A 24,441-nucleotide genomic window follows, 5' to 3' on the forward strand; every position below is an offset into this window, starting at 1 on the left:
CCCTGGGCCAGCCGACGGCGCCCGCAACCCGGCTTCGCCCGGCCCGTGTTGGCGCGCTTACAGCGCGCCTGCCTGTGTCGCGTGGTTCGCGCTTCAGCCGGTGGGTCTGCGCACGGGGACCCAAACACCCGATCTCCATCTCACCGACAATCAGGGTTCGCCCGAAGAACTCGCGAGCCTGCCACGCAGCTACGGTGACGGCAAAGCGCCGGCGCCGGATCTCGGGCCGCCATTGCCCGGCGATCTTGGCCGGCCGATCCTCGATCACCGGCGCGCTATGGCGACCGAAGACGACCCGCCACCTCAAGGCGCAGTTGCATCCGACGCAGCGGCGCAGGCCGCTCTTGCCGAGCGTCAGCGTCAATGGGCGCAGGTGCAGCAAGCGGGCAGCGCGCCGGTGCTCATGCAGGTCTCGCGCGATGCTGCGCGTGGGTCCGGGGATACGGCGCGGGTCGGCCTCGATGGCGAGAGATCTGCATATCTCACCAACCAGGATTTTGAGGGCAAGTCAGCCGGCGTGCACGACGGAAACCTTGGTGCCATGCTCCGAGCTCTCTGTCTGCACTTTGGCGTTGAGCTGCCTTGCCAGAGCCTCGACGATCCCGGTGCCCAACCCAGGCTTGGCATCAGCCTCAGCACCCATGCCGCTGCCGTTGTCATCGACCGATAGCGTCCAGGCGCCGTCGCTCCGCAAGTAATCCACTTCGATGCGCCCCTGCTGAAGAGGGCCGGGAAAAGCGTGTTTCAGCGCGTTGATAACAAGTTCGGTGACAATCAGTCCCAGGCTCACCGCCACGTTGGCAGGTGCAGCCACATCTTCGATCGACGAGCCGATGATGATCCGGTCAGGATCGTCGATCATCGACGCTCCAATGCTCGCGCACAGGTCTCGCATGTATTTCCTGAGCTCGACATCGTCCGAACTCGTCACGGCGAGCTGCGACTGCAGGGTCGCGATCGACATCACCCTGTTGTGTGCATTATGCAGGTGCGAGCGGGTTTCCTCCGACTGCACACGCCGTGCGCTCTGCATGAGAACGCTCGCAATGATCTGCAAGCTGTTGGCGACGCGGTGCTGGAGCTCGCGCAGCAGGATTTCATTGCGCAGGACAAGCTCGTCCTTGAGCTTCTCGGCGAGGCGCGCCGAGGTGACGTCAGTCACAGCAAGAACAATGCGGCGTGGTTCGCCCTCGCCATAGTCGAGCCTGTGGGCGTTAAGAACAAGACAGGCGGTATCGTGGCCCGACCGGTCGAGCCGCATCTCGTAGGCGTCGATCGCCACAGCGCCCTCGAAGGTGGCGCGCAGGAGCGAGTTGAGCTGGGGCACATTCCACTCGCCATTGCCGAGATTCACTAGCTGCGTTCCGTTGATCGAGCGGGGATCGAGCCCGAACGCGCTGCAGAATGAGGCGCTGGCACCGATTACGGTCAGATCGTCTGCAAGCAGCACGAGCGGCGCCTTGGACGATGCCAGCAGTGCGAGCGACAGCCGCGTGGCAGCGTCAGATAGCGGCGCAGAGGGTGCAGTCATGGCCTGGGCCTTGGAGAACCGGGTCTCTCACGGCGAGAGGTTGACCGACAGCGACATCAGATTGGCGGGCGTCGAAAATAAGGTGCCATTTCGACCATAGACCTCCTCCGGCAAAAACCTGCGACAATTCGCAGATTTAGTTTCCTACTGCCGCTTCAGCGCGCCCAAGCGCTACATGCGCTATCGCGATAAGATCGCTCGGGTCGAAGGGCTTGAGCAACAGCAGATGATCCGGCATCCGTTCGACAAGCTTCTGTGGGCTTCCTGTCACGAAGACGACTGGAACCGGCGGACCATCGCAGATCGCGTCCACCGCATCGATCCCGCTGCCCGGGTTCAGTTCGACGTCGGCCGTGATCAAGTCTGGGCACCGGCGCTGGGCTAACCGGATCGCGTCTTCAGTGGAAATGGCGAAGTCGAAGGAGGTAAAACCGCATTGGCGGAGCGAATCTTCGATCAACATGGCGATCAAAGCTTCATCCTCAATTATCAAGGCGTGGATCGTGCTTCTCCTGGATGGAGCACGATGAGAAACTTCGGATCGAAGCAACGAAGCGTGATCTGGACATCCCTCTAACGGACCGGGGGGATGTTGGTTGCGCTCGACAATAATAAATGGACGTAGCGCCTTGGCCCGATAGCTGAACGTCCGCTTGCCAGCTCCCTTCCGCCCATACAAATATCTGGGCTGCGGCGAGAAAGAGCCGTGCGTGGACCTCCAGTAATCGCGGCGCGCGCCTGAGTCGCCAACCTCCCGGTCATTCTGCGCCGATCGGAGGAATCTGCTTACAATCGCTGCGATACGTGGCTGTTTGAATGCTGCGCTCACCCCAAGCGCCGACGTGTCAGGGCGCGATCCGCGGCTCTGACTCACACCGCGGTTGACGCGGCCTGCCAATCGGCAGATAGCGCGTTGGCACTCTCCCCATGAGAGTGCCAATATCAGGACGGCAGCACTGGCGCCGCCTGAGACTGCGACAACGATGGTCGCACCCCAGTGGACAGGATACCGCTCCTATGAACTTTCGCCCCCTTCATGATCGCGTGCTGGTTCGCCGGGTCGAGGCCGAGGCCAAGACAGCTGGCGGGATCATCATTCCCGATACCGCGCAGGAAAAGCCGCAGGAAGGCGAAGTTGTCTCGGCCGGCAGCGGGACGCGTGCCGAAGACGGCGCGATCACTCCGCTCGACGTCAAGGCTGGCGACAAGATCCTGTTCGGCAAGTGGTCGGGCACCGAAGTGAAGGTCGACGGCGAGGACCTGATCATCATGAAGGAATCCGACATCCTCGGCGTCGTCGAGTGATCTGAGCAGACTGCGCAGGGGACAGGCGCCTGCCCGCAATCTGATTGACAACTTACCTCAAATTCGAAGGCATCATCATGGCAGCCAAAGACGTCCGATTTTCCGCCGAAGCGCGCGAAGGCATTGCCCGCGGCGTCGACATTCTCGCCAATGCGGTCCGGGTTACGCTGGGGCCCAAAGGCCGCAACGTGCTCCTCGACAAGAGCTACGGCTCACCGCGGATCACCAAGGACGGGGTAACCGTCGCCAAGGAAATCGAACTCAGCGACAAGTTCGAGAACATGGGCGCGCAGCTGATGCGCTCGGTTGCCTCCAAAACCCACGATCATGCGGGCGACGGCACGACCACCGCAACCGTGCTCGGCCAGGCCATCGTGCGCGAAGGATTGAGGTCGGTCGCAGCGGGCATGAACCCGATGGATCTCAAGCGCGGCATCGATCTTGCCGTCACCAAGGTGGTCGAAGACCTCAAGGCGCGCTCCAAGCCGGTCTCGAACAACACCGAGATTGCCCAGGTGGGGATCGTCTCTGCCAACGGCGACGAGATCGTGGGGCAAAAGATTGCCGAGGCGATGGAGAAGGTCGGCAAGGAAGGCGTGATCACTGTCGAAGAGGCCAAAGGCATGGAGTTCGAGCTCGAGACCGTTGACGGCATGCAGTTCGACCGGGGCTATCTTTCGCCCTACTTCATCACCGATCCGCAGCGGATGGAGGTCGAACTCGAGGACCCGTACATCCTGATCCATGAGAAGAAGCTCTCCGGGCTCAAGGACATGCTGCCCATCCTCGAGGCGATTGCCCAGTCGGGCCGGCCGCTGCTGATTATCGCCGAAGACATCGAAGGCGAGGCTCTGGCCACGCTGGTCGTCAACAAGCTGCGCGGCGGGCTCAAGGTCGCGGCAGTCAAGGCACCCGGGTTCGGTGATCGCCGCAAGGCGATGCTCGAAGATATCGCCATCCTGACCGCGGGCGAGACCGTCTCTGAGGAACTGGGGATCAAGCTCGAGAACGTCACGCTCGAGATGCTGGGCACAGCCAAGCGGGTCACCATCGACAAGGACAACACCACCATCGTCGATGGCGCCGGAGGGGCCGACGCCATCAAGGGCCGGGTCGAGGCCATCCGTCAGCAGATCGAGAATACGACTTCGGACTACGACAAGGAAAAGCTGCAGGAACGGCTGGCCAAGCTGGCCGGCGGCGTTGCCATCATCAAGGTTGGTGGGGCATCCGAGACCGAGGTCAAGGAACGCAAGGACCGCGTCGATGACGCGCTTCATGCGACTCGCGCGGCGGTCGAGGAAGGGATCGTTCCGGGCGGCGGCACCGCGCTGCTTTACGCCAGCCAGGCGCTCAACAACCTGACCGGTGCCAACGACGATCAGACCCGCGGCATCGACATCGTGCGCCGGGCGCTGCAGGCGCCGCTTCGTCAGATCGCCCAGAATGCCGGGCACGACGGGGCGGTGGTCGTTGGCAATCTGCTGCGCGAAGGAGATCAGACGATGGGGTTCAACGCCCAGACCGACACCTACGAGAACCTCATCGTGTCCGGCGTGATCGATCCGACCAAAGTGGTGCGCTCGGCGCTCCAGGATGCCGCGTCAGTCGCGGGCCTGCTCATCACCACCGAAGCCGCGATTTCCGACATCGTCGAGGATAACCCCGGCATACCAGCGATGCCAGGCGGCGGCATGGGGGGGATGGGCTTCTAAGCCAACTCGTTCTCGGCATCCCTCCGGGCCTAATGGTCAGCCAAAGTTGGCGGTAAGTGCGGTTCAGAAATGATGCCGCGATTGCCGTGACGCGAAACTAGAAAACCAGGCAATATGGTTCCATTCCGTGCTTTGCGCTGCGGGGGCGGTGACGTCCAACCGAACACTTTTCCTGCGCGTGCGACGGGTCAAACGGGATCGATCTAATGAGCGTGGCATTCCGGCGTGACAGTGACGAGGAACATCTCGAGCCAAAGTTCGAGCTGCCGATCCCGGCTGGCCCTAATCTGGTGACAAAACGCGGCCTGGAACTCATCGCCAGTCGGGTAGCGGAACTGGAATCCGAGATTGACCATGCTGAAGAGGACGCTCTTCCGGCGCTCAAGCGGGACCTGCGCTATTGGCAGACCCGCCAGATCACGGCGGAAGTGATGCCCCCGCCGGCTTCGGACAACGTGGAATTCGGGTCGAAGGTCACCATCTCGCTGAATGGCACACCCAAGACATTTCAGATCGTGGGCAGCGACGAGGCCGAACCCGCGGCTGGCCTCGTCTCGTTCACCGCGCCGCTCTCCCGCGCGGTCGTCGGAGCAGCGGTTGGCGAGGTGCTCCCGTTTGGCGCTGTTGCCGACGCAATCAGAATCCTCGAGATCAGCTCGCCATGACCTTCCCCCAAAGCAAATCACGCTGGCTGGGCAGCGCGACACTTGGCAGGGCCTGAGGCATGAGCCGTAAGAATTCGAAACGTGACCCATATGAGAACGTTGATCGCGTCGCGGAGCCTTCAGCGGCGATAGAACCTTGCTGGCTGTGTCGCCGGCCCCTTGGCAAGACCACCGTCTGGCATCATCCGGTACCGAAAAGCCGGGGTGGCCGCGATGTCGTTCCCATGCATCCGATTTGCCAACAGGCGCTGGTCGCCAATTTCACCAATTCTGAACTGCAGCGCCATGCGATGGATGTGGAGGCCCTTCTGGCCAATCCAAACGTGCGCAAATTTGTCGATTGGGTCGCCAAGAAGGACCCAGACTTCACTGCCACCACCTCAAAAAAGCAGCGCTGATCGGCTGAATAGTGGCGATTGCCGACACTCTGCCCTCAGGCGGCTACTCTCTGAAAACGGACGTCCAGGTATCGTCTGTCTAATCGCAAAGATGTCCCGGCTGGGCACGGTTAGCGCTTGGTTGCCCACCCTGAGCCCATGACCGCGTGCCCCTCGGCCAGGGCCACCCATTGCCGCTTTTAGCGAACCGCCACACCGGCATTATATTTGGAACTGCCCGTCGCGGGGTGCCGCCACCTCAATGGCGCCTTTCGCGACGCTGATTGTTACCGGGGTTCGCGCTGCTATCTCGCCGTCGATCGAAATATCGAGCCGGGGCTGGGTGCCAAGCCGCATTTTGCGCCCCCGAAACTCACGTGTCGTGCCGTGCCTTCCGCGCAGCTTTGTCACCGTCGCGAACCAGCTCCAACCCAGACCCCATACGCTTTTCCCGGTGACGGCCTGAATGACAATCACTCCGCTATCAATTTCCTGACTCTCGACCATTTCGACTCCGCCGTGATGCGTGCCGTTGGCGATCCGAACCTCGGTCGCCCAGACTTTCTTGTGTCGCCCATCGTCGTACTCGACGGTCACTCGGAACGGCCGGAACTTGAACGCGCAGCGCGCCGCCCAGAGCAAATAACCGACCATACCCAGGTAGCGCTTCAACTTAGGAGGCACCGTCTCGGCGATCATCGGCGACAGGCCTATCGCCGCGGCATTGACGAAGAAATGTCCGTCGATGCAGCCAAGATCGATCCGCTTGCGCTCTCCATTGGCAATGACCGCGACCGCGCTGTCGATGTCCTTGGGAATTCCAAGCGTGCCCGCAAAGCTGTTGGCGGTGCCAAGCGGTACGATCGCGAACACGGTGTCTTTGCCCATGAAGGAACTGACGTTGGTCGACAGCGATCCGTCACCGCCACCCACGATCACCATCGGCGCCTGCGCGATTGCATCGCAAATGGTCGGCTCCATCTGGTCCGGATCGGTGATGGCGTGCGCGGCAAGGAGTTCGACTCCCGCGGCAGCCAGCTTGTCACGCACTTCGTCAAACGCTTCGGCACCACTGCGGCTCATGGAGTTGACGACGAGGATGGCTTGTTTGGGGAGGGGTGTCATCTCAGCCGTGCGTGGCACGCCCTCTATGCCCGCGCCAGTCCCGTGTGAGCTAGGAGCAGTCGTTCCGCGTCCAAGACGAAGACTTGCGTCAGTGGCTGGATTCCAGATCCACTTCAGCGTTGACGGAGAGACCGGGCCGCAGGTTTCGGAGTTCCGGCTGATTGGCATCCAGGCGTATGCGAACGGCCACGCGCTGGACAATCTTGGTGAAATTGCCTGACCCAGGCTCGAAGGGAAGGAGGGTGAACTCGCTGCCCGACCCAGGAGCGAAGCTGTCGATCCTGCCAGTCAGCCGAGACCCGCCGAGCGCATCGACCTTGACCGACACCCGCTGCCCGGGCCGCATTTCGCGCGTTTGCGTCTCTTTGAAGTTGGCGACGACGTACAGCGACGTCAGCGGTACGATGGTCAGGAGCTGGGTGCCGGGCTGCACGTAATCCCCAGTCCGCACCCGGCGGTTGCCGATGATGCCCTCAATCGGCGCGACGATCGTGGCATAGTCTCGCTCCTGCCGGGCCAGCGTCAGCCCCGCGCGGGCTTTCAGCGCGGCCGCCTCGGCCTGGGCGAGATCGGCCTCAAGCTGGGGGCGGCGGGCGCTGACGACCGCGGAACGCGCCGCGGCTACCTGCGTGTCGGCCCGCGTGCGATCGCGCAGCGACGCGGCGCTGACGGCGGCGGCATTCAGCCGCTCGACATCGCGGCGCGTAGCGAAGCCGCGCGAGCCGAGTTCCCGGAACCGCACGCTATCCGCCGAGGCCCGCGCGTATTCCGCATCGGCAGCCGAGATCGCAGTGCTCGCGGCGCGCCGTTCGGCGAGCGCAAGCCCTTCCTGCGGGTCGAGCGCTGCAAGCGCAGCGCGTGCGCTCATCACCTGCGCGTGGGCATCAGCGACCGCCGCTTGCGCCGCGAGCAGGCGGGCGTCGTAATCCTGCGAATCGATCCGCAGTAGTGGATCTCCGGCATGGACCGGCTGATTGTCGCGGACGAGAACCGCGGCAACCTGGCCGCTGATCCGCGGCGCGACCGCCGTCGAATCCGCCTCGAGATAGGCGTTGTCAGTGCTCTCGTGCGTACGCGGGGCGAGCAGCCAGGCCGTGCCGGCGGCTGCGACCGCTAGCGCGACGGCCCCGGCGAGCAGCGGCTTGCGCGAACGCTTCGAAGCGAGCGGCGCCTCGGCGACGACATTCATATCGCCATCTGCCATGATCGCCGAGTGCGCGTTCATGGCGCTATCACCAGCAGGGTCGAGGTCGCCGACGCCAAAAGCCGGCCACTGGCATCGCAAAGCCGTCCTTCGGCAAAGGCCACCCCTGCGGCCGATCGACGTTACTGTCGCTTCCGCCCTCACAGGGCCGGTGCGCTCGTCCATGGCCTTGTGATAGGCGACCTTGAGCTCGAGCGTCGTGAACTTGTGGCCTTCGGGGAGCCGGGTGAGCGTCGCGATGCCGCACGCGGAATCGAGCAGCGTCGCAGCATAGCCGCCATGAACGATACCCATCGGATTATAGGCGTGCCGACCTGGCGTACCGGCGAACACCGCGTGCCCCTCATCCACCTCGACGAGACTGAACTCGAGCGTCTTGCCGATTGGCGGATCGGCATGAGTCGCCAACATCTCTCGTGCGAGCGCCAGGCCCGTCCGGGGCATCGTCTCGGTCTCCACCTCGCTCATGTCCGGTCGAGTTCGAAGCGGGCGATGATCCGGCTTTTGGTGTCTTCGAGAACGGCCAACGATTCAGGCCGATCACCCAGCGCCCGGGCCAGCGACACAGCACCGACTAACTGGGCAAGCAGGGCATTGCCTTCGGACTCAGGCTGATCCACGCCGATACTCGTGAGCAGACCGGCGAGCCGTGACGAAAGGCCGACAACCCCCTTTGCGAATCGGTTCCGCGCGGGACCGGAGGTACGAGCGATGTCGCCCGAGAGCGCGGGCAGCGGGCAGCCGCGGTCACGACCGTCGCGGTGGGCCGTCGACAGGTAAAACTCCAGATAGTCGCGCAACGCGGCGCGCGGATCGTCGCCGCCATCGAGCATGTCCGAGCGCCGCCGGGCGTCGTCGAACATGGTTCCGACTGCCTCGGCAACCAGCGCGTCCTTCGACGCGAAGTGAGCGTAAAACCCGCCGTGGGTCAGCCCGGCGCGGGCCATCAACCCGGCAACGGCCACGCCGTCCGGGCCTTTCGCGCGAATCTCGTTCGCCGCTTCGCGCAAAACCCGCTCGCGGGTCGCCTGCTTGTGGTCGCTATCATATCGCACTTGCCGGGCTCCTTTATATGATACATGTAATATAAAGTTCCAGCAAAGGCAAGCCGCGTGGCGTCGATCCCGTTCAATCCAGCTTCGAGGGCGCAAAGGTCGCCCCCGCTCGACGACCCGGCGACGATGTCGACCGGGCGCAAGTATCTCATCTTCGCGGTGATGGCGTTCGGCCAGTTCATGGCGCTCATCGACATCCAGATCGTCGCCGCTTCGCTCAACGAGGTCCAGGCGGGGCTGTCCGCAGCGCCCGACGAAATCAGTTGGGTCCAGACCGCCTACCTCATGGCCGAACTGGTCATGATCCCGTTTTCCGCCTTCCTCACCCAGGCGCTGTCGACGCGCTGGGTCTTCGCGCTTTCCGCGGGGCTGTTCACGATCTCCAGCGTGTTGTGCGGAATGGCGTGGAATATTGAATCGATGATCGCCTTCCGCGCGCTGCAGGGGTTCGTAGGCGGAGCGATGGTGCCAACGGTGTTCTCGACCGGCTACGTCCTGTTCACCGGCAAGCAGCGCGCGATGATCCCGGCCATTCTGGGTATGGTCTCGGTCCTTGCGCCGACGCTCGGGCCGACAGTCGGCGGCTGGATCACAGACGCGTGGGGCTGGCGGTGGATCTTCTACATTAACGTCGTCCCCGGCGCCCTCGTCTGCATCGCCAGCCTGACGCTGATCCGCGTCGACCGAGCGAACCTGTCGATGTTGCGTCGCCTCGACTGGGTTCACCTGGGATCGATGGCGGCGTTCCTCGCCGGGCTCGAATACGTGCTCGAGGAGGGGCCCAAGAATGGCTGGCTCGACGACAGCGGCATCGCGGTCGCGGTGTGGCTGTCGCTGGTCTCGTTTGTGCTGTTTCTCGAGCGATCGTTTCGCTCATCGGGCCCGATCGTGGTGCTGACCCCGTTTCGCAACGCGACATTTGCTTTTGCCTGCGTGTTCAACCTGGTGATCGGCTTCGGTATCTACGCCGGCACTTACCTGGTGCCGCTCTTCCTCGGCCGCGTCCGCGGCTACAACGCCAGCGAGATCGGCACGACCGTGTTCATCTCTGGCATCGCGCAACTGCTCGGGGTCCCGTTAGCTGCGGCCCTGTCCCAGCGGGTCGATCCGAGATACGTGATCACCGCCGGGTTGACGCTGTTCGCCGTGGGACTGTGGCTCTTCAGCTTCATGACCCCCGAGTGGGGTTTCGCGGCGCTGTTCTGGCCCCAGGTCGTGCGCAGCTTTGCGATCATGCTGTGCATCGTTCCTTCGGTGGGGCTGGCGCTCGGGCATTTTTCCGGTCCGCAACTGCGCTACGCATCGGCACTGTTCAACCTCATGCGCAATCTGGGCGGCGCAATCGGGATCGCGGTGGTCACCACCTGGCTGAATGACTTCAGTCGACTGCACTACCTGCGGTTGGGCGAAGCCATGGGCGCCTCGCCGCGCGAGGCCGAGAGCTTTGTGACCGGGTTGACGCGCTATCTCCACGCCTACACTCCCGACCCGGACCGGGCGCTCCAGATGGCTCAATCCTTCTTCGGCCGACTAGCGGGACGCGAAGCGCTAACCTTGGCCTTTGACGACGTCTTCCGCCTGATGGCGTACTCGTTCCTCGCCGCCCTCGTGCTCGTGCCGCTTTGTCGGCCCGCACCGATCCAACCTGACGCTCCTTCCCCTAAAGTCGCTCACTAGATGTGGAGCCTCAACAGGTTGTTCACCGGCTGACCCAGTCGGCTGATGGGCGGGTTGGATTGTAGACTACCGTGAGGTCGATGCCAGTTGTAGTTGTGGAGCCAGGGTTCAAGCGCCTGTTTTCGGTGTTCCGAGGTAGGATAGGCTCTGGCGTAGGCCCATTCGCGCAAGCTGGTTTGGATGAAGCGTTCGGCCTTGCCATTGGTCTTGGGGGTGTAGGGTCTGGTTCGGATGTGCTTGAGGCCAAGTGCCTTGCAGGCATCGCGGAATGCGTAACTTCGGTAGCACCCACCGTTGTCGGTCATGACGCGGGTGACGGTGACTCCGAGGCTGCGATAGTATTCGATTGCCGCGTAGAGGAAGGCGACGGCGCTTTGCTTCTTCTCGTCGCGGTGGATCTGGCTGAAGGCGATGCGTGAGGCATCGTCGATACAGACGTGGACGAACTCCCAACCGGCACCATATCTCTCGCCAGCGCGATAGCCACGGGTGTTGCTCTGTCGGGTCCGGTCGCCGGTGATACGGTGTCCGATGCTCTCGAAGCGGCCGAGCTTCTTGATATCGATGTGGATCAGCTCACCGGGATGGGCCCGCTCATAGCGGTGTACCGGTACTGGCGGATCGAGGTCGCGCATGCGGCTGAGACGGACTTTGCGTAACACCCGGCTGACGGTAGCAGGCGAGACCGCAAGCATTCTGGCAATCTGCTTGCCGGTGATGCGCAGCCGGCGCTGCGCGATGATCTCGTCGATGATATTGGCCGGCGTGGCGCCGGGAAACCGGCGCGGACGCGAGCTGCGATCGGCTAGACCGGCCTCGCCTTCAGCCCTGTAGCGCGCCAGCCACTTGGCGACGGTTCGCTCCGAGACCCCCAGGGCGGTTGCAACCGCCCTGGGGGTCTCGCGCAGCACCATTATGCGCCGCACGATCTCGGCTCGACTGAAAGGCGTGGTTCGGGCATTCTTGTGGATGTTCATCCGGTCATTCCTTCAGTGCTGACGTGTTGCAACATCAGTCTGACCGGATCACACCGGATGAACAACCTCCTGAAAGCTCACAACTAGAGCCCGGCCGTTTCGAAGCCATGCACCTGCGCCAAGACATGCACTTCGAGCGGGGACAGAACGCTTTAGCCTCCTCGCATAGGTGAGCCAGACGCTGGTCACCATCAGGACGTGAGGATAAAATGGTCGGACTCGAGAAAGGCTCCGCGGCAATCACTCGGCACGAGAGACAGAGCCGAACCCATCGCCGGCCGAGTCGCTGCGCTGCTGCCAATGGGCATAGACCTTCGAAGCCTCTCGGCGGTCGTCCAGATTCGGCCCTAAGCCTGGATAAACGAAACGACGGGACGTTTGCTCCGTGCTTTGATCATGGACAATCAACGCAGATCTAAGTTTGCTCTGGGCGCGGCCCATCGCCATCGACCATCGCCAAGAAACGCCGAGCGTCCCAACCTTCGCGCAGCACGAGTTGCTGATCGAGCAAGCGCTGCAAGCTTAGCTCTTCCATTGGCGTAGCGAACAGATACCCTTGCCCGATCGAGCAGCCGAGAGCTTGCATGATTCCACGCTCGGCCTCGGTCTCGATCCCTTCCGCGACCACTCGGATGTCCAGCGCCGCACCTAGCTTGACCACGGCTTCCACAATCACGCGCTTGGCCGTGCTGTGAGCGACGTCATGAACAAAGCTTCGATCGATCTTGATCTCGCTGATGGGAAAACTCTCCAGGTAGCGAAGATTGGAATAGCCCGTACCGAAATCGTCTATGGAAATGCCAACGCCCAGCGCCCTGAGCTCTCCGAAGACGCGGCGAATATTCTCCGGCTCGCCGATCATGAGATTTTCTGTGAGTTCAAGCGTCAGCCATTCGGGCCGGCACCCCGTGGTGGTTAAAACGTTCCGCACCAAGGACACCATGTCGCGTTGCATGAACTCGACAACCGATACGTTGAAGGCGAAGCGGACGGGTACCAGGCGGCCTCGATTGACCTCTGCCGCATATGCAGCGAGGGTGCGCAGGCCCCACGCGCCGATTTCAAGGATGGCGCCGGTATCCTCGGCAATTCCAATGAACCGCGCGGGCGGCTGAAGGCCGAACGCTCCGTGATTCCACCGTAACAGAGCTTCGGCCCCGACCAGATTTCCGGTCGCGAGTTCGAATTGCGGCTGGTAGTGAAATAGCAGTTCTTGGTTCGATATGGCCGTCTGTAGTTCGCTCGCCAGCCGAATGCGGTTGCGCGCATCGCGCTCGTCTGAGGCGGCAAAGGCATGAGGCGGGTGCGTGGGCTTGCCCTTCGACCGCTGAAGCGCCGCGCCCGACTGTCGAACCAGTTGAAGCGAATCCACACCAGTGGACCCGAGGGAGTATCCAGCGGCGAACTGAATCGCCAGAGACGCGCCGGGCAGCACAAACCGCGGCTTGAGCAACTCGAGAACGTCATTGACGACCTGCGCCGCGCGCCCTGCATCCGGAAGCTCGAACACGAGCGCGAAGGTATTGGTATCCACGCGCGACACGGCGATCGCCGGCAGCGTCGCGAGGCGAGCGGAGGCTGCGCGGAGCAGCGCGTCGCCGACGTCAAAGCCAAAGCCACTGTTCACATCGTGAAAGCGCAAAATGTCGAGCTTTAGCATCATCAGGCCTGATGTGGACGGCGCGCTTATCGCGGCTATCCGGTCAAGCAAGCCGTAACGATCAAGCAGACCGGTCAGACGATCGATGCCAGGTTCTTGGGTGACATCGCGGACCAGCCCGATGAAATGCGTCAAATCGCCAGAGCCATCGCGGACCGGTACCAGCCGTAGAGCGTTTCGGAACATCGTGCCATCGCGCCGGTAATTGCGCAGCGTTACCGAAGCTTCGCGACCCTCCACCAGCGCAGTCCTGATCTCAGCTATCTCGGGCTGCAGACGATCGCTTCCCTGTAAATAGCGGCAATTTTTGCCCATAGCCTCGACTGCAGGGTACCCGGTGATCGCCTCGAAGGCAGGATTGACGTGGACAATTGGTTGTCCCCTGAGCCGCATGTCAGCGATCAGCATACCCTCGCTGCTGTGTTCCAGCGCGATGACTGACGCTCGATCGGGAATGTTGGAAGTCATGGCTCGGCTGGTCGTAAACCATCCCAGGATCGCCTTGAGCAGCCTCGTCGCTCTGGACTGAACAATGGCGTTATCGGCGTCGCGCATCGCAGAAGAAAGCCGCTTGTTGACATTCGGCTGGACTGGAAAGTCCGAAGGATGCGAGGCGAGCGCGTCCATGGGGCGATTGTCAGGGCGCGCGACCGGCGCACGGCGACGAGGGGGCTCGAACCTATGGAATGGATACATGTTGCAAGCCTCCGAGCGAGAGATGTGGCTCGGCTACGTGGGCTTCAACGTTGGCAGCGCTGCAGTTCAGGACAATTCGGTGCCAGTTTCGTTGCACCGAGCATCATCGAAAGTCGTCGATCGAAATCTGGCGCGATATTCCCCCGGAGAAATGCCAATGCTGCGCGAGAAGGCACGCCTGAGTGTTGCGATCGATCCGAATCCTGCGGCATGGATGACCGTCTTCAAGGGCGCCGAGCTCTCTTCCAGGAGACGTCGCGCAAAATCCGTCCTCGCCAACTCGACGTAGGCCGCAGGGCTCATACCCAGCTCACGGCGGAACAAGCGCGAGAGGTTCCGTGGGCTTGTGCCGGCTACTTGGGAAAGTGCTCGCAAGCTTAGATCGCCGCTTGGATTTTCGAGAATGTGAAGCCTGACCCTGTCGACTGGACCGTTCGCCGCAGTCTGCGCCGTAAGCGTGGCGCTAAACTGAGACTGTCCCCCCGGGCGCTTCAAAAAGACGACCAGCCGGCGCGCCACCCACAGAGCCAGAGCGCGCCCATGATCCTCTTCGATCAGCGAAAACGCGAGGTCTATTGCCGCGGATACGCCGGCCGAGCTGAAGACCGGCCCGTCACGAAGGAAGATGCGATCGGGCTCCACCTGGATGTCAGGATATTGATCGGCAAGCCGCATGGCATATTGCCAGTGGGTGGTTACGCGGCGTCCCGACAGCAACCCCGCCTCAGCCAGGACAAAAGCGCCCGTACAAGTGGATCCATAGCGTCGCGATCGCTGGGCCTGGTCGTTCAACCAGCGCATAACGTCAGTGCTCGGAGGTTCCGGTACGCCATAAGGTCCAACGACAATCAAGGTGTCGGACGGCTGGGTCGCATCTTCCACGCTCGCGTCGGGCAAGAACTTCATACCAGACGAGCTCTCTTCGAGAGTTCCGTGCTCCGTGACCAGCCGGATGCGATAGGGCTCTCCCGACCGCATCTTGCAGTTTGCTTCGAAGAGCGCGTCTTGTACGCCAGCGATCTCAAGCAGATGCACTTTGCCGGGCGCAAAAATGGTGACCAGCACAGTTCACCTCCGTCCGCAGCGGCGGGACGCCCGCGATCACTAAGCGACTACGCCTGTTCGTTCTGATTACCTAGGTCGATCGCATGCGGGCTGACCTCGGCGTTCGACCGAAAATCGAAACCCTAAACCTTTCGTCCAGGACGGAACGCCACTTGAGAGCGCCGCCGTCGCAAGGCCGTGCCGCTTGGAGCGTCCCGGCCGGCGGAGCATGATGGGACGACCGCCTAGATAGAGGCTGGGTGGTGCGTTGCCACAGCATCATTTGGCGGCGCGACAGCGATCGCTTCAGCGCAGCTCAGGTGGGACGTCACGGCAGCCTTGAGGCGCTCACTACCGCTAAGAATGGCGCGAACATATTCGATGTTGGTTGGACTAAGTTCCTTGTCCATAAGCAGCAGCTCGGCAAATCCATTTATGTGGTTCAGTGGTGTCCGCAAATCGTGAGATAGTTGGTGAAATGCGGAGTTGAAGAACTCGCTATTTTGCGTGTTTGTATAATCTGCACCGTGGTCTATTGTCATGACTTGAAAATCCATCTTCGCGCACATGGGTGGCATTGAAGGTATCGGGTCCGGGATTTCAGGTAATATCAGGGGCGGACGATAATAGTGGCCCAAGTCAAAATGTCTCGACGTGAAGCGCTTTTGTCCTGAATTGTCGTCTTGCTGACGTTGAGCCATGCGCATCGTTGCCCCATCGTCGCTGGCGGAGGTCATTCATGAAATTCGTTCCCGTCGAGGCCCCGTTGCGAATCCCACGTCGTGGGCGATTCACGTGCCAGCCCCACCCGGCGATGAAATTAATGCCCACGGAGGAATTCCATGAAGCAGTCCGTCCAGACGTGGCCCCAGAGTTTGGACTGCTTCGGTCGACTTACCGTGGGCAATCGAATGCATTGGCTGCCGAAGGCGCAACGTTGTTTCAGCCTGGACGCCGCAGCGAACGCGGGCTGCTTCTCAGACTGCGCGTAAGCCAAGCGCATCTAGGTCTGTGCAGAAGTGACCGGCAATGAGCGTCCACACTCACGTGATCGATCATGACTCGCGGCGCGGGGCCAGCGTCGCCCGGGAGTTTTTCGCACGCGGGCTGCATGCCGAGCTCTACGAAGACTTGGCCGAGTTCAAGCAATGTATGCCCAAGGACGGCTATATCTTCGCGTACGATGACCTCGATCTCTACGATGTCCGGCAGCTCCGCACGCTCATTGGAGATCGGGATATCCTGCTTCCGATGACTTTCTACTCATCCGACCCCACGCCCGAGCGAATTGTCCAGGCGATGCAGTTCGGCGCTTGGGACTACCTGAACTGGCCCTTCGATCGCACCTTGCTCGATAGGTCCTTGGATAGACTCGCCGGCCTCGGAAATCGCCTGATCGGCGAGCACCGGCGCCAGCGCGAGGCCAGGGCGAAGGTCGACAGATTGACCGCGCGCGAACGCGAGGTGCTCCGTCTAATGGCGCAGGGCAACACCAACAGAAACATCGCGCGGGAACTCGAAATCAGTCCGCGGACTGTGGAGATTCATCGCGGCAATATGATGCGCAAGCTTGAGGCTACGAGCACATCCGATGGCGTCCGAATTGCACTCTACGCCGGGTTCGATAGGGCGTTCACTCGCGCCGGTGCGTTCGAAATCGCGGGGTAACCCTCGACGGCCCGACTAAAAGGCGAGCAGCCATGAACTCAAAACCCTTGGCCTTGAAGAAAATACAGATCGACCTTTTATCGCCGCGCAGGGCTCCATTGCGCTCGGCCGTCTTCCTTGTCGTCGCGGGCGCGGAGCTTCTGGCGGCGTCAAGCTGTTAGGCTCTCCGGCTGCACGCCTGCTTGCCTTTGCGGCCTCGGTTTGAGACGTTTGCTCTCTTGATGCAAACCTTCCCGGAACCTTTGCGGCATTCCTCAGCAAGCTCCTCGGTCCAGATCACGCAGGGCAGCCATCACATCATCGTATTGGAGGGGCCGGTCGACACCAGGTGGGTGGCGAAGCGCGGGTTGATGCTCGACCGCGTGAGCATCTGACGCCCACGAAGCCAGAATTGCCCGCTTCACCTCGGGTTCGAGCTGCGGATGGCGCACAACTTGCGCAGGATCACCAAAATTGGAGAGGAACACGAGCTTGTCTCCTTTCTAACTGTCCTCACACTTGCAGATGAGCGGACCGCGCTGCCGGGCCTCAACCCGGGCGGCTGCCGGCCTGCTCCAAGCAGTGCCGGCAAACCGCAACCGATATTTCAGCCGGTGGCGCTCGCCTTGGCCTTGGGCCCTTCGAGCTGGTCGTTGGCGGCCTTGGCGCTGATCTCGATACGCCGAGGCTTCATCGCTTCGGGCACCACACGCTTCAGGTCGATAGTCAACAAACCGTGCTCAAACGTGGCGTTTCCAGCCTCGATGAAGTCGGCAAGCTGAAAGCGCCGTTCGAAGGCGTGGGTTGCAATGCCGCGGTGCAGATACTCGCCCTTGGTCTCACTTTGGGAAGGCTTGCCAGTAACGGTCAGCAGGTTCTGCTGAGCGACGATGTCAATCTCCTCGGGCCGGAAGCCGGCAACCGCAAGCGTGATCCGGTAACTGTCTTCGCCCTCCCTCAGCAGATCGAACGGAGGAAAGCCGTCGGATGCGTCGGCGCGGGATCCCGTCTCGAGAAGGTCGAACAGACGGTCGAAGCCGACCGTCGAACGGCGGTAAGGGGCAAAGTCGAAGTTGGTTCTCATTTCCAAATCCTCCTCACGAAGCAATTCGGACTTGAGTTGCACCGGTGACGAAGAGCCGGTGCCCTCTACGTCCACCGGACCCGAACACGGCGCCCGGCACCGCTTGAGCTAGTTTCGGGGAACCCAGTTTCAAGATTTTTGACCGAGGACCAGGCCAAAATTTTCGAACGAGCAGGTTTCAGAAGGCTTGTCGGTCGCGTCCACTTCCTGAAGTCGATCATTCGCATCGATGCAGCTATGGTGGAGGCGGGGTGGAACCGGCTTGCGGACGCCTGGGCGAGGGGCCAATCATGAATATTCCCGCGGACATCTTCACCGAGCACAACAACGTCGATCCCGATACATTGGCCAATCTTGGTCCTTTGCGTCGTTTGGCAGGCATTTGGGAAGGCCGGAAGGGTATCGATCTTGCCCCCAAAGCCGATGGCCCCGAGCGGCGCGAGTACCTTGAGCGGATCGAGATGCAGCCGATCGACCCGCAGAGCAACGGGCCCCAGCTTTTGTATGGCCTGCGGTATCACGCTCACATCAACACGATTGATGAGGACATTACCTTTCACGACCAGGTGGGTTACTGGCTGTGGGAACCGGCGACTGGCCTGATCATGCAGACGCTGACAATCCCTCGCGGGCAGGTCGTGATGGCCTCCGGCCACGCGACAAAGGGCGACATGCAACTGACACTCGAGGCCACACGCGGGCGGACCGACTACGGAATCTGTTCAACCAGCTTTCTGGAGGGTGCATTTCGCACCGATCGCTATCGGATCGAGGTATTATTTCATCGCGATGGATCGTGGAGTTATGTGAGTGACACCAGCCTGATGGTCCGTGGTCGCGCCGAGCCGTTCGCACATCGCGACGCGAACAGGCTTGCCAAGGTCGGAGAGGCCGACGTCAACCCATGGCTCAAAATCGTGAAAGCACGCGTCGTGGCTGAATGACCGAACCCGAGACGCGGACCGTGGTCGTCAAAGACGGCGGGGGACTCGAGCTGGTGCGCCGACCCGGTCAGCAGTTCGAACGCAATGCCACCCGTTTGTGCAAGCTCCCTGCACGAGGTGACCCGGAATCGCTCGATGCCAACTGAATGAGGTCGGTTACCACAGTCACTGCCAGCGCTGGGGACGTCGCAACTTCAGGAGACTTGCCGGTCCCTCCGCGATCGTCGATGTGTCGTCAAGTCGGCGATGATCGGGATCGGGCGCTGACCGGACCGTCGGGCGCACTGCGTTTTTTATGGATCGGCTCTCTATTTTGGTCCTTAGCTGACTTTGCATATCACCGGGGCCGGTCTCAAGGCTCCTAGGAACCGGGAAGCACGTTTTGGTGCCGATCTCGCGGCCGACAACGAAGTGAATCCCCCGACCATTTTTTGATGGTTGGTGCTGACCGTAGAACGGGCGAAGACCACCATGGAGACGATAGGCCTTGACCTAGCCAGCATGCCGCGCGTGCCCTTGGCCGCGTCGCATGTTGCACGGCTGCGCGAAGTCGGGCGTGAAGCGCGATACCGTGCCGGCGATATTGTGGCCGAAGCCGGGCAACCCATGGACCGCTTCATCTATGTCGTCGACGGTGAGATCGAGCCGCTTGATCCGACGACAGGGACGCGCCCCATCAATGCGACCCTGGGTCCAACCCAGTTCGCCGGCGAACTGAGCTTTCTTGCGGGTGGCGCCTGGGGTTTGGCGATGCGTTCCGTGTGCGAGACTCGCACCATCGAAGTTGATCGCCCCGTCATGCTCGGGCTCATGCGTGAGATTCCTGAACTCAGCGATCACATCCTGACCGTCTTTGCGGCGCGACGGCGCCGGCAGTTCGAGGCGGGTGCGAGTTCCCTCGTCCTGATCGGCGAGGACACCGATCCGCGGGTCCAAAGTGTCGCGATATTTTTGAACCGAAACCGCATTCCATACCGGTCGGTGCAACTTGGAACGGCGGAGGGCGAGCACGCGGCACGTGCGTGTGCCATCCAGCCGCCCCGGCCCGCGGTCGTGTTCGGCCGCAACGAGGAACTGGTAGATCCCACGCCGCTGTCCGTCGCCCGGAGGCTCGGTCTCGATATCGCGATCTGTGATCATGAAGACATCGATGTCCTCGTCGTCGGCAGCGGTCCAGCTGGTGTCGCTGCGGCGGTATACGCCGGGGCGGAAGGACTATCGGCGCTGGTAATCGAAGACACTGCGATTGGAGGACAGGCCGGGACCTCCAGCCGTATCGAAAATTACATGGGCTTCCCGACCGGCATTTCGGGTGCCGACCTGGTTTTCCGGGGCCAGATACAGGCGATGAAGTTCGGCACACGCTTTGCCATGCCCCATCGTGTCACCAAACTGGAGCAAGGCGACAACGGCGCGCTTTGCGTGACCATTGATGGTGAGACATCATTCTGCGTCCGCTCGGTGGTGATTGCCACCGGGGTGCAATATCGGCGTTTGCCGATCGACCGCCTCGAGGACTTCGAAGGTGCCGGGGTCTATTATGCTGCAACGGAGATGGAATCGCGCCTGTGTGGCAACAGCGAGGCTATCATCATTGGGGGCGGCAACAGTGCCGGACAGGCTGCGACGTACCTGGCGCGTAGTGCTGGGCACGTCCACCTGGTTGTAAGGGCCGACAGTCTGGCCGCTAGCATGAGCGACTACCTTCGACGGCGGCTGGAGGCCGATCCTGCGATTAGCATCCACTACCGCAGTTGCGTCAGGTCGTTGCATGGGGATGGCTGGCTCCAGTGCGTAACGCTCGAGGGACCTGGCGGACGACACGAGATTAGCACACGTGCGTTGTTTGTCATGGTCGGTGCAGCGCCTAACACCAGCTGGCTGCCGCCATGCGTTTCGCTCGATGGCAAAGGGTTTGTCAAAACTGGAACAGAAGTCGGCGCGGCGTTTCCTCACGCGACATCACATCCGCTCATCTTTGCTGTCGGCGATGTCCGCGCCAGTTCGGTCAAGCGCGTCGCGTCGGCGGTCGGAGAGGGTTCGGTAGTTGTCAGCGAGATCTGGTCGGTACTTAACTCTTAAAGACCGCCGGCCAGCGGCACGCACCATCTGACGCCAAGGTCATTTTGGGGCCGGCAGCAGGCAGGCAGGTTTCGGTTGGCACCCAAGCCATAGCCGCCCGTCGGCTTGCTGCCCTCTTTCTGACACTGGTGTTTAACCACGCTTCCAAAGTCGGAGCTGGGGGGCATCGGGTCTCAGATTTATCGGCGCGCGTTTGCAAAATTTCCAGAGAACGTAACGGCGGCTTTGCGCGTTGTGCTGGGGCGGCCGCCCGCTCCGGTCGCGACAGGACTTGCCCGCCTATGCCATTTGCCCTTCATCCCCCCGTTGTCGCTGCCGTCGCGCTTGCCCTCGCCCTGGGCGGTTGCGAAAAACTTGAGCCGGCCCGACCTGCGGACGAGGCTCGCAATGCAGCACGCGAACGGGTCCTGGCGCGCAAGCTCCAGGCCGCCTGTTCTTCGCCGGCAACTTTCGACCGGCTCAAACAGGTGGCGTTCGAAGAGGCTGTCCGAATCCGCAATGCCGACCCTGCCAACCTCGACACCTTGGCGACATATTCAACCGTCCGCATGGAGAACCCGGTGGTCAAGAGCCGCGACGAGGCTCTGGACGTCACGGTGTGCGCAGGGCGCTTCGTGCTCGATCTGCCAGTCGGCGCCGAGCGCGGCTTTGGCGGGGTGCGACGGTTAAGCGCAGACGTCGAATACGCAGCGCAAATGGCGGCGGATGGCAGCGGGCTGGTTTACCAGATCAAGGGGGCTGAGCCGATCATCTACAAACTGGCGGCGTTCGATCTGCGTCACTCGACCTATTCTACTCCGAAGGTGCGCTCCGGCGCACTGGCAGACAATGCAGTCGCGGTCCCGACCGCGTCTGCAACGGCCGGGGCGCGACCGCCCGAAACCGCGCCGGTTCCAGCGGCGGTGTCGCGGCAGGTCCGTGCGCAGGTCTCGCGACCCAGCACGGTAGCGCAGCCACGGGTGGTCGCCGCACCGACCCCCCGAGCTGCCTCCTCCAATCCCAGCTTCGACTGCCGCAAAGCCGGCGCGCGCAGCGAAAGAATGGTGTGCGCCAGTTCGCGCCTCGCGGCGCTAGATCGTGCGATGTCATTGCAGTTCTACTCGGCCTTAAGCACTGCGGACAACGGAACGCGCGCCGAACTCAGGCGCAGCCGCGACCGCTTCCTTGCTTTCCGCAACCGCTGCCCCAACGAGGAATGCGTCGCCCAGGCCTATCAAGACCGCATGGCGGAAATCCGCGACATCGCCGCGGGGCCCTGATCTGATTTCGAGCCTTACGTCCCATGGCGCGCTTTGGGTTGCCGCTCCACTTCGAAGTCGATCGGCTTGAACGAGCCCCCGTTCGATGCCCCGGCCGAACAGGCGGTCAGGCCGAGAACTAGGTCGGTCACTGCTCGCAGGCGAATGTAGTCACCGGCGCGGCTGATCGGCGGGAGAACCTGTAGGCGGCCGGTTTCGCTATCGACGGGCACATTCATGAAGACGTTGAATGCTGTGGGAATCGCGTCGGGTTCGATCCCGTAGGGCGCGAGCGCCTCGGCGAGATTGCCGAAGCAACCGCGGTGAACTGGTTCGTTGGGATAAAAATGGCGAAACGTCGCCTCGCTGCACGGGGTCAGCAGGAAGTCGTGACGACCCACGGTGTCCTCGACGATCTCGAGCAGAGGGTTCGAGCGGTTGGACCACAACCGGTTGCCGGTGGTCAGGCGGATGGTCTCCTCATAGTCGAAGGTTCGCCCTGAAGAGATAACCTCCCGCACATCCGCCGCATTGTAGGCAAGCAGATCGCAGACTTGAACGCCTTGGGGGTCGGTGATCTTCAATATCTGGCCCACGCTGAGCCGAAATGCGGTTCCACTGCGCGGTGGTATCCGTCCAGTTGTCATTGCGAAGCCCGCTGGTCGCGAAACGGGCACCGCCAATCCGCCCCGACTTGCCGCCCGCTGTATTGCGCCGCCGCGCTCGTTTCGCCGTGTTTCCCCAGCATTGGATTTATATCCCCGGCCAGCGCGATATCGCGCTCGAGAATTTTCGAGCGCATCTTGTCGTAGCGGCCTTCTTCACGCAGGCGTTCGAATTGGTCGTGGAGGTTGAAAACGAGCGTGGGGCGAGGGAAAGCGGCGCGCCAGCCGTGAGGCAGCGGGGTGCAATCCGACAACGAAGAATGCCTCGCCGCCGAAGCTTAGCGAAAAGTGCGGATCGGAGGGGTCCGCGCTGACGCGGTGGTCGTAGGGCTGGCCAAGCCAGGTGTCCTTGTCGGCGAACGACTGGATGCGCTGCCACATGAGCGCCTCGAAGCGCGCTTCGTCCAGGTTGTCGGGCCCCTCAAACGAGACCGCGAGGCTGCGCAGACCGGTCGGGTCCCGGCGATAGGCGTCGGCCCATTCGAGCAGCGCGCTATGAATGCTCAGATCGTCCCAGCTGCTTTCGAGTGAAAGGCAGGCCATGACTTTGAGCGAACCGCGCGCCAAAGCCGATTTCGCCCCTACGCAGGGAAAGTCTGGCGAGGCGACCGTTTCGAACAAGGCGGATTCTGCGCGCGCCTGCGCATTTTTATCGACGAACATCCGGTTGAAATCCTTTGCGGCCCAACGGGCTTAAGTCTCTGCGGTTCCATCGGATTTGGGCCACGCCGCCAATTTACGTCGGTTGGCGCGTTAGGTAGCGGGACCCCCAATTCAGATTGTGGCGGTGGTTCATCGTAAACGACATCGAAGGTAAGTCGCTCTGCGACGATGCTGGCGATCCGATCGTATTGGCGACGCAAGACGAGGCCGTGCGCTGGATTAAACCAGGGGAACAAGTCGTGTCGTACCTGGGTCGTCGGCGGGAAAAGACAGCTCAAGGCCGTTGACAGAGCAGCCTCGGCCACCCCGCATGGACCATCCATTTGTAAGTTCTCGCTCAAGGACGCCTGCACTGCCCGACTTTCTTGCGACTCACCGGGGCGTTTTGGTGATATCCCACCCCTGGATAGAGGCTTACGCAGGTCGCCCTGGGGTAAAGTCTATGTCGTGGTAGCTAATGATCGGCGCGGTTGTGATCGCGTTCTTGGCCGGCGGATTGATAACTGCAGAATGTCTCTGCCGACGCGATGAGGAGCCGCGCTCGTTTTTGTCGGTCGACGAGGACGCGGCTCCGCCGCCAACCTGGGAGGGCGATTCACCAAACGAAGGCCTTTAGCCGATCGGTTAATTTTTCGACGCTCCGGTTCGGGTCGGTTTTTCTTTCGGGCGCCCCCCCGGTTAGCTGGCCCTCGCCGTCAACCTTAGCTCGGTTCGACGGGCGCCACGCTCTGTTGACCCCGCTTCTCTAGCGAAGACGTAGTCGCGACCAAGTTAACCTGCGCATATCGGAACGCCAGCAATGGCGGGCGGGACTTCGGGTCAAGTGGAGCCCGTCCTCATCAGCAATCGGATGGCGCGTGCCCCTGTCGTTGCACAGTTTGGCAAGCGGGATGATGAGCTTCACCGCTACCAGCGGCTACTGTGTATCATGCACCGTCTGGAACTCTTTGAACGATGCGGTTGATCGCGCCATCCCCGAGAAGAGAACGACCGATACCAGCACAGCAGCCCTCGACTGCAGGGTGATCCGGCGTTTGGCATCCGTTCACTGGCATGAGGGCGTACCGACAGAGGCCGCGACCGCTTG

Annotated in this window: 22 protein-coding genes and 1 pseudogene; 11 read left to right on the top strand and 12 right to left on the bottom strand. The window is 62.0% G+C overall.

What is annotated here, in order from left to right; translation table 11 throughout:
* Positions 1 to 508: 508 nt before the first annotated feature.
* Positions 509 to 1,531: a sensor histidine kinase gene (locus GKE62_RS15530; RefSeq protein WP_154693027.1), complete on the bottom strand. Its 1,023-nt coding sequence runs from the start codon at positions 1,529 to 1,531 to the stop codon at positions 509 to 511.
* Between the two features lie 136 nt (positions 1,532 to 1,667).
* Positions 1,668 to 2,405 carry a response regulator gene (locus GKE62_RS19480; RefSeq protein WP_370516010.1) on the bottom strand — a complete coding sequence of 246 codons (738 nt, stop codon included), beginning with the start codon at positions 2,403 to 2,405 and terminating at the stop codon, positions 1,668 to 1,670.
* Positions 2,406 to 2,548: 143 nt separating this feature from the next.
* Here GKE62_RS19480 and GKE62_RS15540 point away from each other — a divergent pair, with 143 nt between their 5' ends.
* The 4 genes from GKE62_RS15540 to GKE62_RS15555 all read left to right on the top strand — a co-directional run bounded on the left by GKE62_RS15540 (position 2,549) and on the right by GKE62_RS15555 (position 5,614).
* A complete protein-coding gene (locus tag GKE62_RS15540) occupies positions 2,549 to 2,836 on the top strand; it encodes a co-chaperone GroES (protein ID WP_154693029.1) in 288 nt (95 codons plus the stop codon).
* 77 nt (positions 2,837 to 2,913) lie between these two features.
* On the top strand, positions 2,914 to 4,551 hold the full coding sequence (gene groL, locus GKE62_RS15545; protein ID WP_154693030.1) for a chaperonin GroEL: 1,638 nt from the start codon (positions 2,914 to 2,916) through the stop codon (positions 4,549 to 4,551).
* Positions 4,552 to 4,757: 206 nt separating this feature from the next.
* The gene (locus GKE62_RS15550; RefSeq protein WP_154691422.1) at positions 4,758 to 5,216 is read left to right on the top strand and encodes a GreA/GreB family elongation factor; all 459 of its coding nucleotides are present in this window, start codon (positions 4,758 to 4,760) and stop codon (positions 5,214 to 5,216) included.
* A gap of 59 nt (positions 5,217 to 5,275) precedes the next feature.
* The gene (locus GKE62_RS15555) at positions 5,276 to 5,614 is read left to right on the top strand and encodes a hypothetical protein (protein WP_154691423.1); all 339 of its coding nucleotides are present in this window, start codon (positions 5,276 to 5,278) and stop codon (positions 5,612 to 5,614) included.
* A 201-nt stretch (positions 5,615 to 5,815) separates the two neighbouring features.
* Here the strand turns inward: GKE62_RS15555 and GKE62_RS15560 are convergent, their stop codons facing one another.
* The 3 genes from GKE62_RS15560 to GKE62_RS15575 all read right to left on the bottom strand — a co-directional run bounded on the left by GKE62_RS15560 (position 5,816) and on the right by GKE62_RS15575 (position 8,932).
* On the bottom strand, positions 5,816 to 6,718 hold the full coding sequence (locus GKE62_RS15560; RefSeq protein WP_154693031.1) for a diacylglycerol kinase family protein: 903 nt from the start codon (positions 6,716 to 6,718) through the stop codon (positions 5,816 to 5,818).
* An 88-nt stretch (positions 6,719 to 6,806) separates the two neighbouring features.
* Complete coding sequence (locus GKE62_RS15565; RefSeq protein WP_230206744.1) at positions 6,807 to 8,390, bottom strand: efflux RND transporter periplasmic adaptor subunit; 1,584 nt, start codon at positions 8,388 to 8,390, stop codon at positions 6,807 to 6,809.
* Complete coding sequence (locus GKE62_RS15575) at positions 8,387 to 8,932, bottom strand: TetR/AcrR family transcriptional regulator (RefSeq protein ID WP_230206745.1); 546 nt, start codon at positions 8,930 to 8,932, stop codon at positions 8,387 to 8,389. The genes GKE62_RS15565 and GKE62_RS15575 overlap by 4 nt, the downstream gene beginning before the upstream one ends.
* 102 nt (positions 8,933 to 9,034) lie before the next feature.
* On the opposite strand from GKE62_RS15575, the gene GKE62_RS15580 reads away from it, so the two are divergent.
* Positions 9,035 to 10,654 carry a DHA2 family efflux MFS transporter permease subunit gene (locus GKE62_RS15580; RefSeq protein WP_230206746.1) on the top strand — a complete coding sequence of 540 codons (1,620 nt, stop codon included), beginning with the start codon at positions 9,035 to 9,037 and terminating at the stop codon, positions 10,652 to 10,654.
* Here the strand turns inward: GKE62_RS15580 and GKE62_RS15585 are convergent.
* From GKE62_RS15585 to GKE62_RS15600, 4 genes are all read right to left on the bottom strand, one after another.
* Entirely contained in the window at positions 10,651 to 11,631 is a 981-nt protein-coding gene (locus GKE62_RS15585; protein ID WP_154691636.1) for an IS481 family transposase, read from the bottom strand. The two genes, GKE62_RS15580 and GKE62_RS15585, sit on opposite strands and share 4 nt — an antisense overlap.
* A gap of 415 nt (positions 11,632 to 12,046) precedes the next feature.
* Positions 12,047 to 13,918, bottom strand: coding sequence for a bifunctional diguanylate cyclase/phosphodiesterase (locus GKE62_RS15590; RefSeq protein WP_195908458.1), 1,872 nt, complete (start codon positions 13,916 to 13,918; stop codon positions 12,047 to 12,049).
* Positions 13,919 to 14,053: 135 nt separating this feature from the next.
* Entirely contained in the window at positions 14,054 to 15,052 is a 999-nt protein-coding gene (locus GKE62_RS15595; RefSeq protein WP_154693034.1) for a GlxA family transcriptional regulator, read from the bottom strand.
* 224 nt (positions 15,053 to 15,276) lie between these two features.
* Positions 15,277 to 15,768: a histidine kinase dimerization/phospho-acceptor domain-containing protein gene (locus tag GKE62_RS15600; protein ID WP_154693035.1), complete on the bottom strand. Its 492-nt coding sequence runs from the start codon at positions 15,766 to 15,768 to the stop codon at positions 15,277 to 15,279.
* 292 nt (positions 15,769 to 16,060) lie between these two features.
* Between GKE62_RS15600 and GKE62_RS15605 the strand changes: the two genes are divergently transcribed.
* A complete protein-coding gene (locus tag GKE62_RS15605; RefSeq protein ID WP_154693036.1) occupies positions 16,061 to 16,699 on the top strand; it encodes a response regulator transcription factor in 639 nt (212 codons plus the stop codon).
* A gap of 221 nt (positions 16,700 to 16,920) precedes the next feature.
* Entirely contained in the window at positions 16,921 to 17,073 is a 153-nt protein-coding gene (locus tag GKE62_RS19830; RefSeq protein WP_195908459.1) for a hypothetical protein, read from the top strand.
* A 212-nt stretch (positions 17,074 to 17,285) separates the two neighbouring features.
* Here the strand turns inward: GKE62_RS19830 and GKE62_RS15615 are convergent, their stop codons facing one another.
* Entirely contained in the window at positions 17,286 to 17,762 is a 477-nt protein-coding gene (locus GKE62_RS15615; protein ID WP_154692253.1) for an Hsp20 family protein, read from the bottom strand.
* A 290-nt stretch (positions 17,763 to 18,052) separates the two neighbouring features.
* On the opposite strand from GKE62_RS15615, the gene GKE62_RS15620 reads away from it, so the two are divergent.
* The 4 genes from GKE62_RS15620 to GKE62_RS15635 all read left to right on the top strand — a co-directional run bounded on the left by GKE62_RS15620 (position 18,053) and on the right by GKE62_RS15635 (position 22,047).
* Positions 18,053 to 18,706: an FABP family protein gene (locus tag GKE62_RS15620; protein WP_154693037.1), complete on the top strand. Its 654-nt coding sequence runs from the start codon at positions 18,053 to 18,055 to the stop codon at positions 18,704 to 18,706.
* On the top strand, positions 18,703 to 18,852 hold the full coding sequence (locus tag GKE62_RS15625) for a hypothetical protein (RefSeq protein WP_154693038.1): 150 nt from the start codon (positions 18,703 to 18,705) through the stop codon (positions 18,850 to 18,852). The genes GKE62_RS15620 and GKE62_RS15625 overlap by 4 nt, the downstream gene beginning before the upstream one ends.
* 295 nt (positions 18,853 to 19,147) lie before the next feature.
* The gene (locus GKE62_RS15630; protein WP_370516011.1) at positions 19,148 to 20,788 is read left to right on the top strand and encodes an FAD-dependent oxidoreductase; all 1,641 of its coding nucleotides are present in this window, start codon (positions 19,148 to 19,150) and stop codon (positions 20,786 to 20,788) included.
* 281 nt (positions 20,789 to 21,069) lie between these two features.
* Positions 21,070 to 22,047: a lysozyme inhibitor LprI family protein gene (locus GKE62_RS15635; RefSeq protein WP_154693039.1), complete on the top strand. Its 978-nt coding sequence runs from the start codon at positions 21,070 to 21,072 to the stop codon at positions 22,045 to 22,047.
* 14 nt (positions 22,048 to 22,061) lie between these two features.
* On the opposite strand, the gene GKE62_RS15640 is transcribed toward GKE62_RS15635, so the two are convergent.
* The gene (locus tag GKE62_RS15640; RefSeq protein WP_154693040.1) at positions 22,062 to 22,673 is read right to left on the bottom strand and encodes a DUF1989 domain-containing protein; all 612 of its coding nucleotides are present in this window, start codon (positions 22,671 to 22,673) and stop codon (positions 22,062 to 22,064) included.
* Positions 22,670 to 23,354: pseudogene (gntA, locus tag GKE62_RS15645) on the bottom strand (guanitoxin biosynthesis heme-dependent pre-guanitoxin N-hydroxylase GntA). Before gntA ends, GKE62_RS15640 begins: the two are co-directional and overlap by 4 nt.
* Between the last annotated feature and the right edge of the window lie 1,087 nt (positions 23,355 to 24,441).

Source organism: Novosphingobium sp. Gsoil 351, from assembly GCF_009707465.1.
In the GTDB taxonomy this organism is placed as follows: domain Bacteria; phylum Pseudomonadota; class Alphaproteobacteria; order Sphingomonadales; family Sphingomonadaceae; genus Novosphingobium.

What these genes read in the sequence shown, in the direction of transcription:
- GKE62_RS15530 (WP_154693027.1), bottom strand. Translation starts at nt 1,531, where the DNA reads ATGACTGCACCCTCTGCGCCGCTATCTGACGCTGCCACGCGGCTGTCG.
- GKE62_RS15540 (WP_154693029.1), top strand. Translation starts at nt 2,549, where the DNA reads ATGAACTTTCGCCCCCTTCATGATCGCGTGCTGGTTCGCCGGGTCGAG.
- groL (WP_154693030.1), top strand. Translation starts at nt 2,914, where the DNA reads ATGGCAGCCAAAGACGTCCGATTTTCCGCCGAAGCGCGCGAAGGCATT.
- GKE62_RS15550 (WP_154691422.1), top strand. Translation starts at nt 4,758, where the DNA reads ATGAGCGTGGCATTCCGGCGTGACAGTGACGAGGAACATCTCGAGCCA.
- GKE62_RS15555 (WP_154691423.1), top strand. Translation starts at nt 5,276, where the DNA reads ATGAGCCGTAAGAATTCGAAACGTGACCCATATGAGAACGTTGATCGC.
- GKE62_RS15560 (WP_154693031.1), bottom strand. Translation starts at nt 6,718, where the DNA reads ATGACACCCCTCCCCAAACAAGCCATCCTCGTCGTCAACTCCATGAGC.
- GKE62_RS15565 (WP_230206744.1), bottom strand. Translation starts at nt 8,390, where the DNA reads ATGAGCGAGGTGGAGACCGAGACGATGCCCCGGACGGGCCTGGCGCTC.
- GKE62_RS15585 (WP_154691636.1), bottom strand. Translation starts at nt 11,631, where the DNA reads ATGAACATCCACAAGAATGCCCGAACCACGCCTTTCAGTCGAGCCGAG.
- GKE62_RS15590 (WP_195908458.1), bottom strand. Translation starts at nt 13,918, where the DNA reads ATGGACGCGCTCGCCTCGCATCCTTCGGACTTTCCAGTCCAGCCGAAT.
- GKE62_RS15600 (WP_154693035.1), bottom strand. Translation starts at nt 15,768, where the DNA reads ATGACCTCCGCCAGCGACGATGGGGCAACGATGCGCATGGCTCAACGT.
- GKE62_RS15605 (WP_154693036.1), top strand. Translation starts at nt 16,061, where the DNA reads ATGAGCGTCCACACTCACGTGATCGATCATGACTCGCGGCGCGGGGCC.
- GKE62_RS19830 (WP_195908459.1), top strand. Translation starts at nt 16,921, where the DNA reads ATGCAAACCTTCCCGGAACCTTTGCGGCATTCCTCAGCAAGCTCCTCG.
- GKE62_RS15615 (WP_154692253.1), bottom strand. Translation starts at nt 17,762, where the DNA reads ATGAGAACCAACTTCGACTTTGCCCCTTACCGCCGTTCGACGGTCGGC.
- GKE62_RS15620 (WP_154693037.1), top strand. Translation starts at nt 18,053, where the DNA reads ATGAATATTCCCGCGGACATCTTCACCGAGCACAACAACGTCGATCCC.
- GKE62_RS15625 (WP_154693038.1), top strand. Translation starts at nt 18,703, where the DNA reads ATGACCGAACCCGAGACGCGGACCGTGGTCGTCAAAGACGGCGGGGGA.
- GKE62_RS15635 (WP_154693039.1), top strand. Translation starts at nt 21,070, where the DNA reads ATGCCATTTGCCCTTCATCCCCCCGTTGTCGCTGCCGTCGCGCTTGCC.
- GKE62_RS15640 (WP_154693040.1), bottom strand. Translation starts at nt 22,673, where the DNA reads ATGACAACTGGACGGATACCACCGCGCAGTGGAACCGCATTTCGGCTC.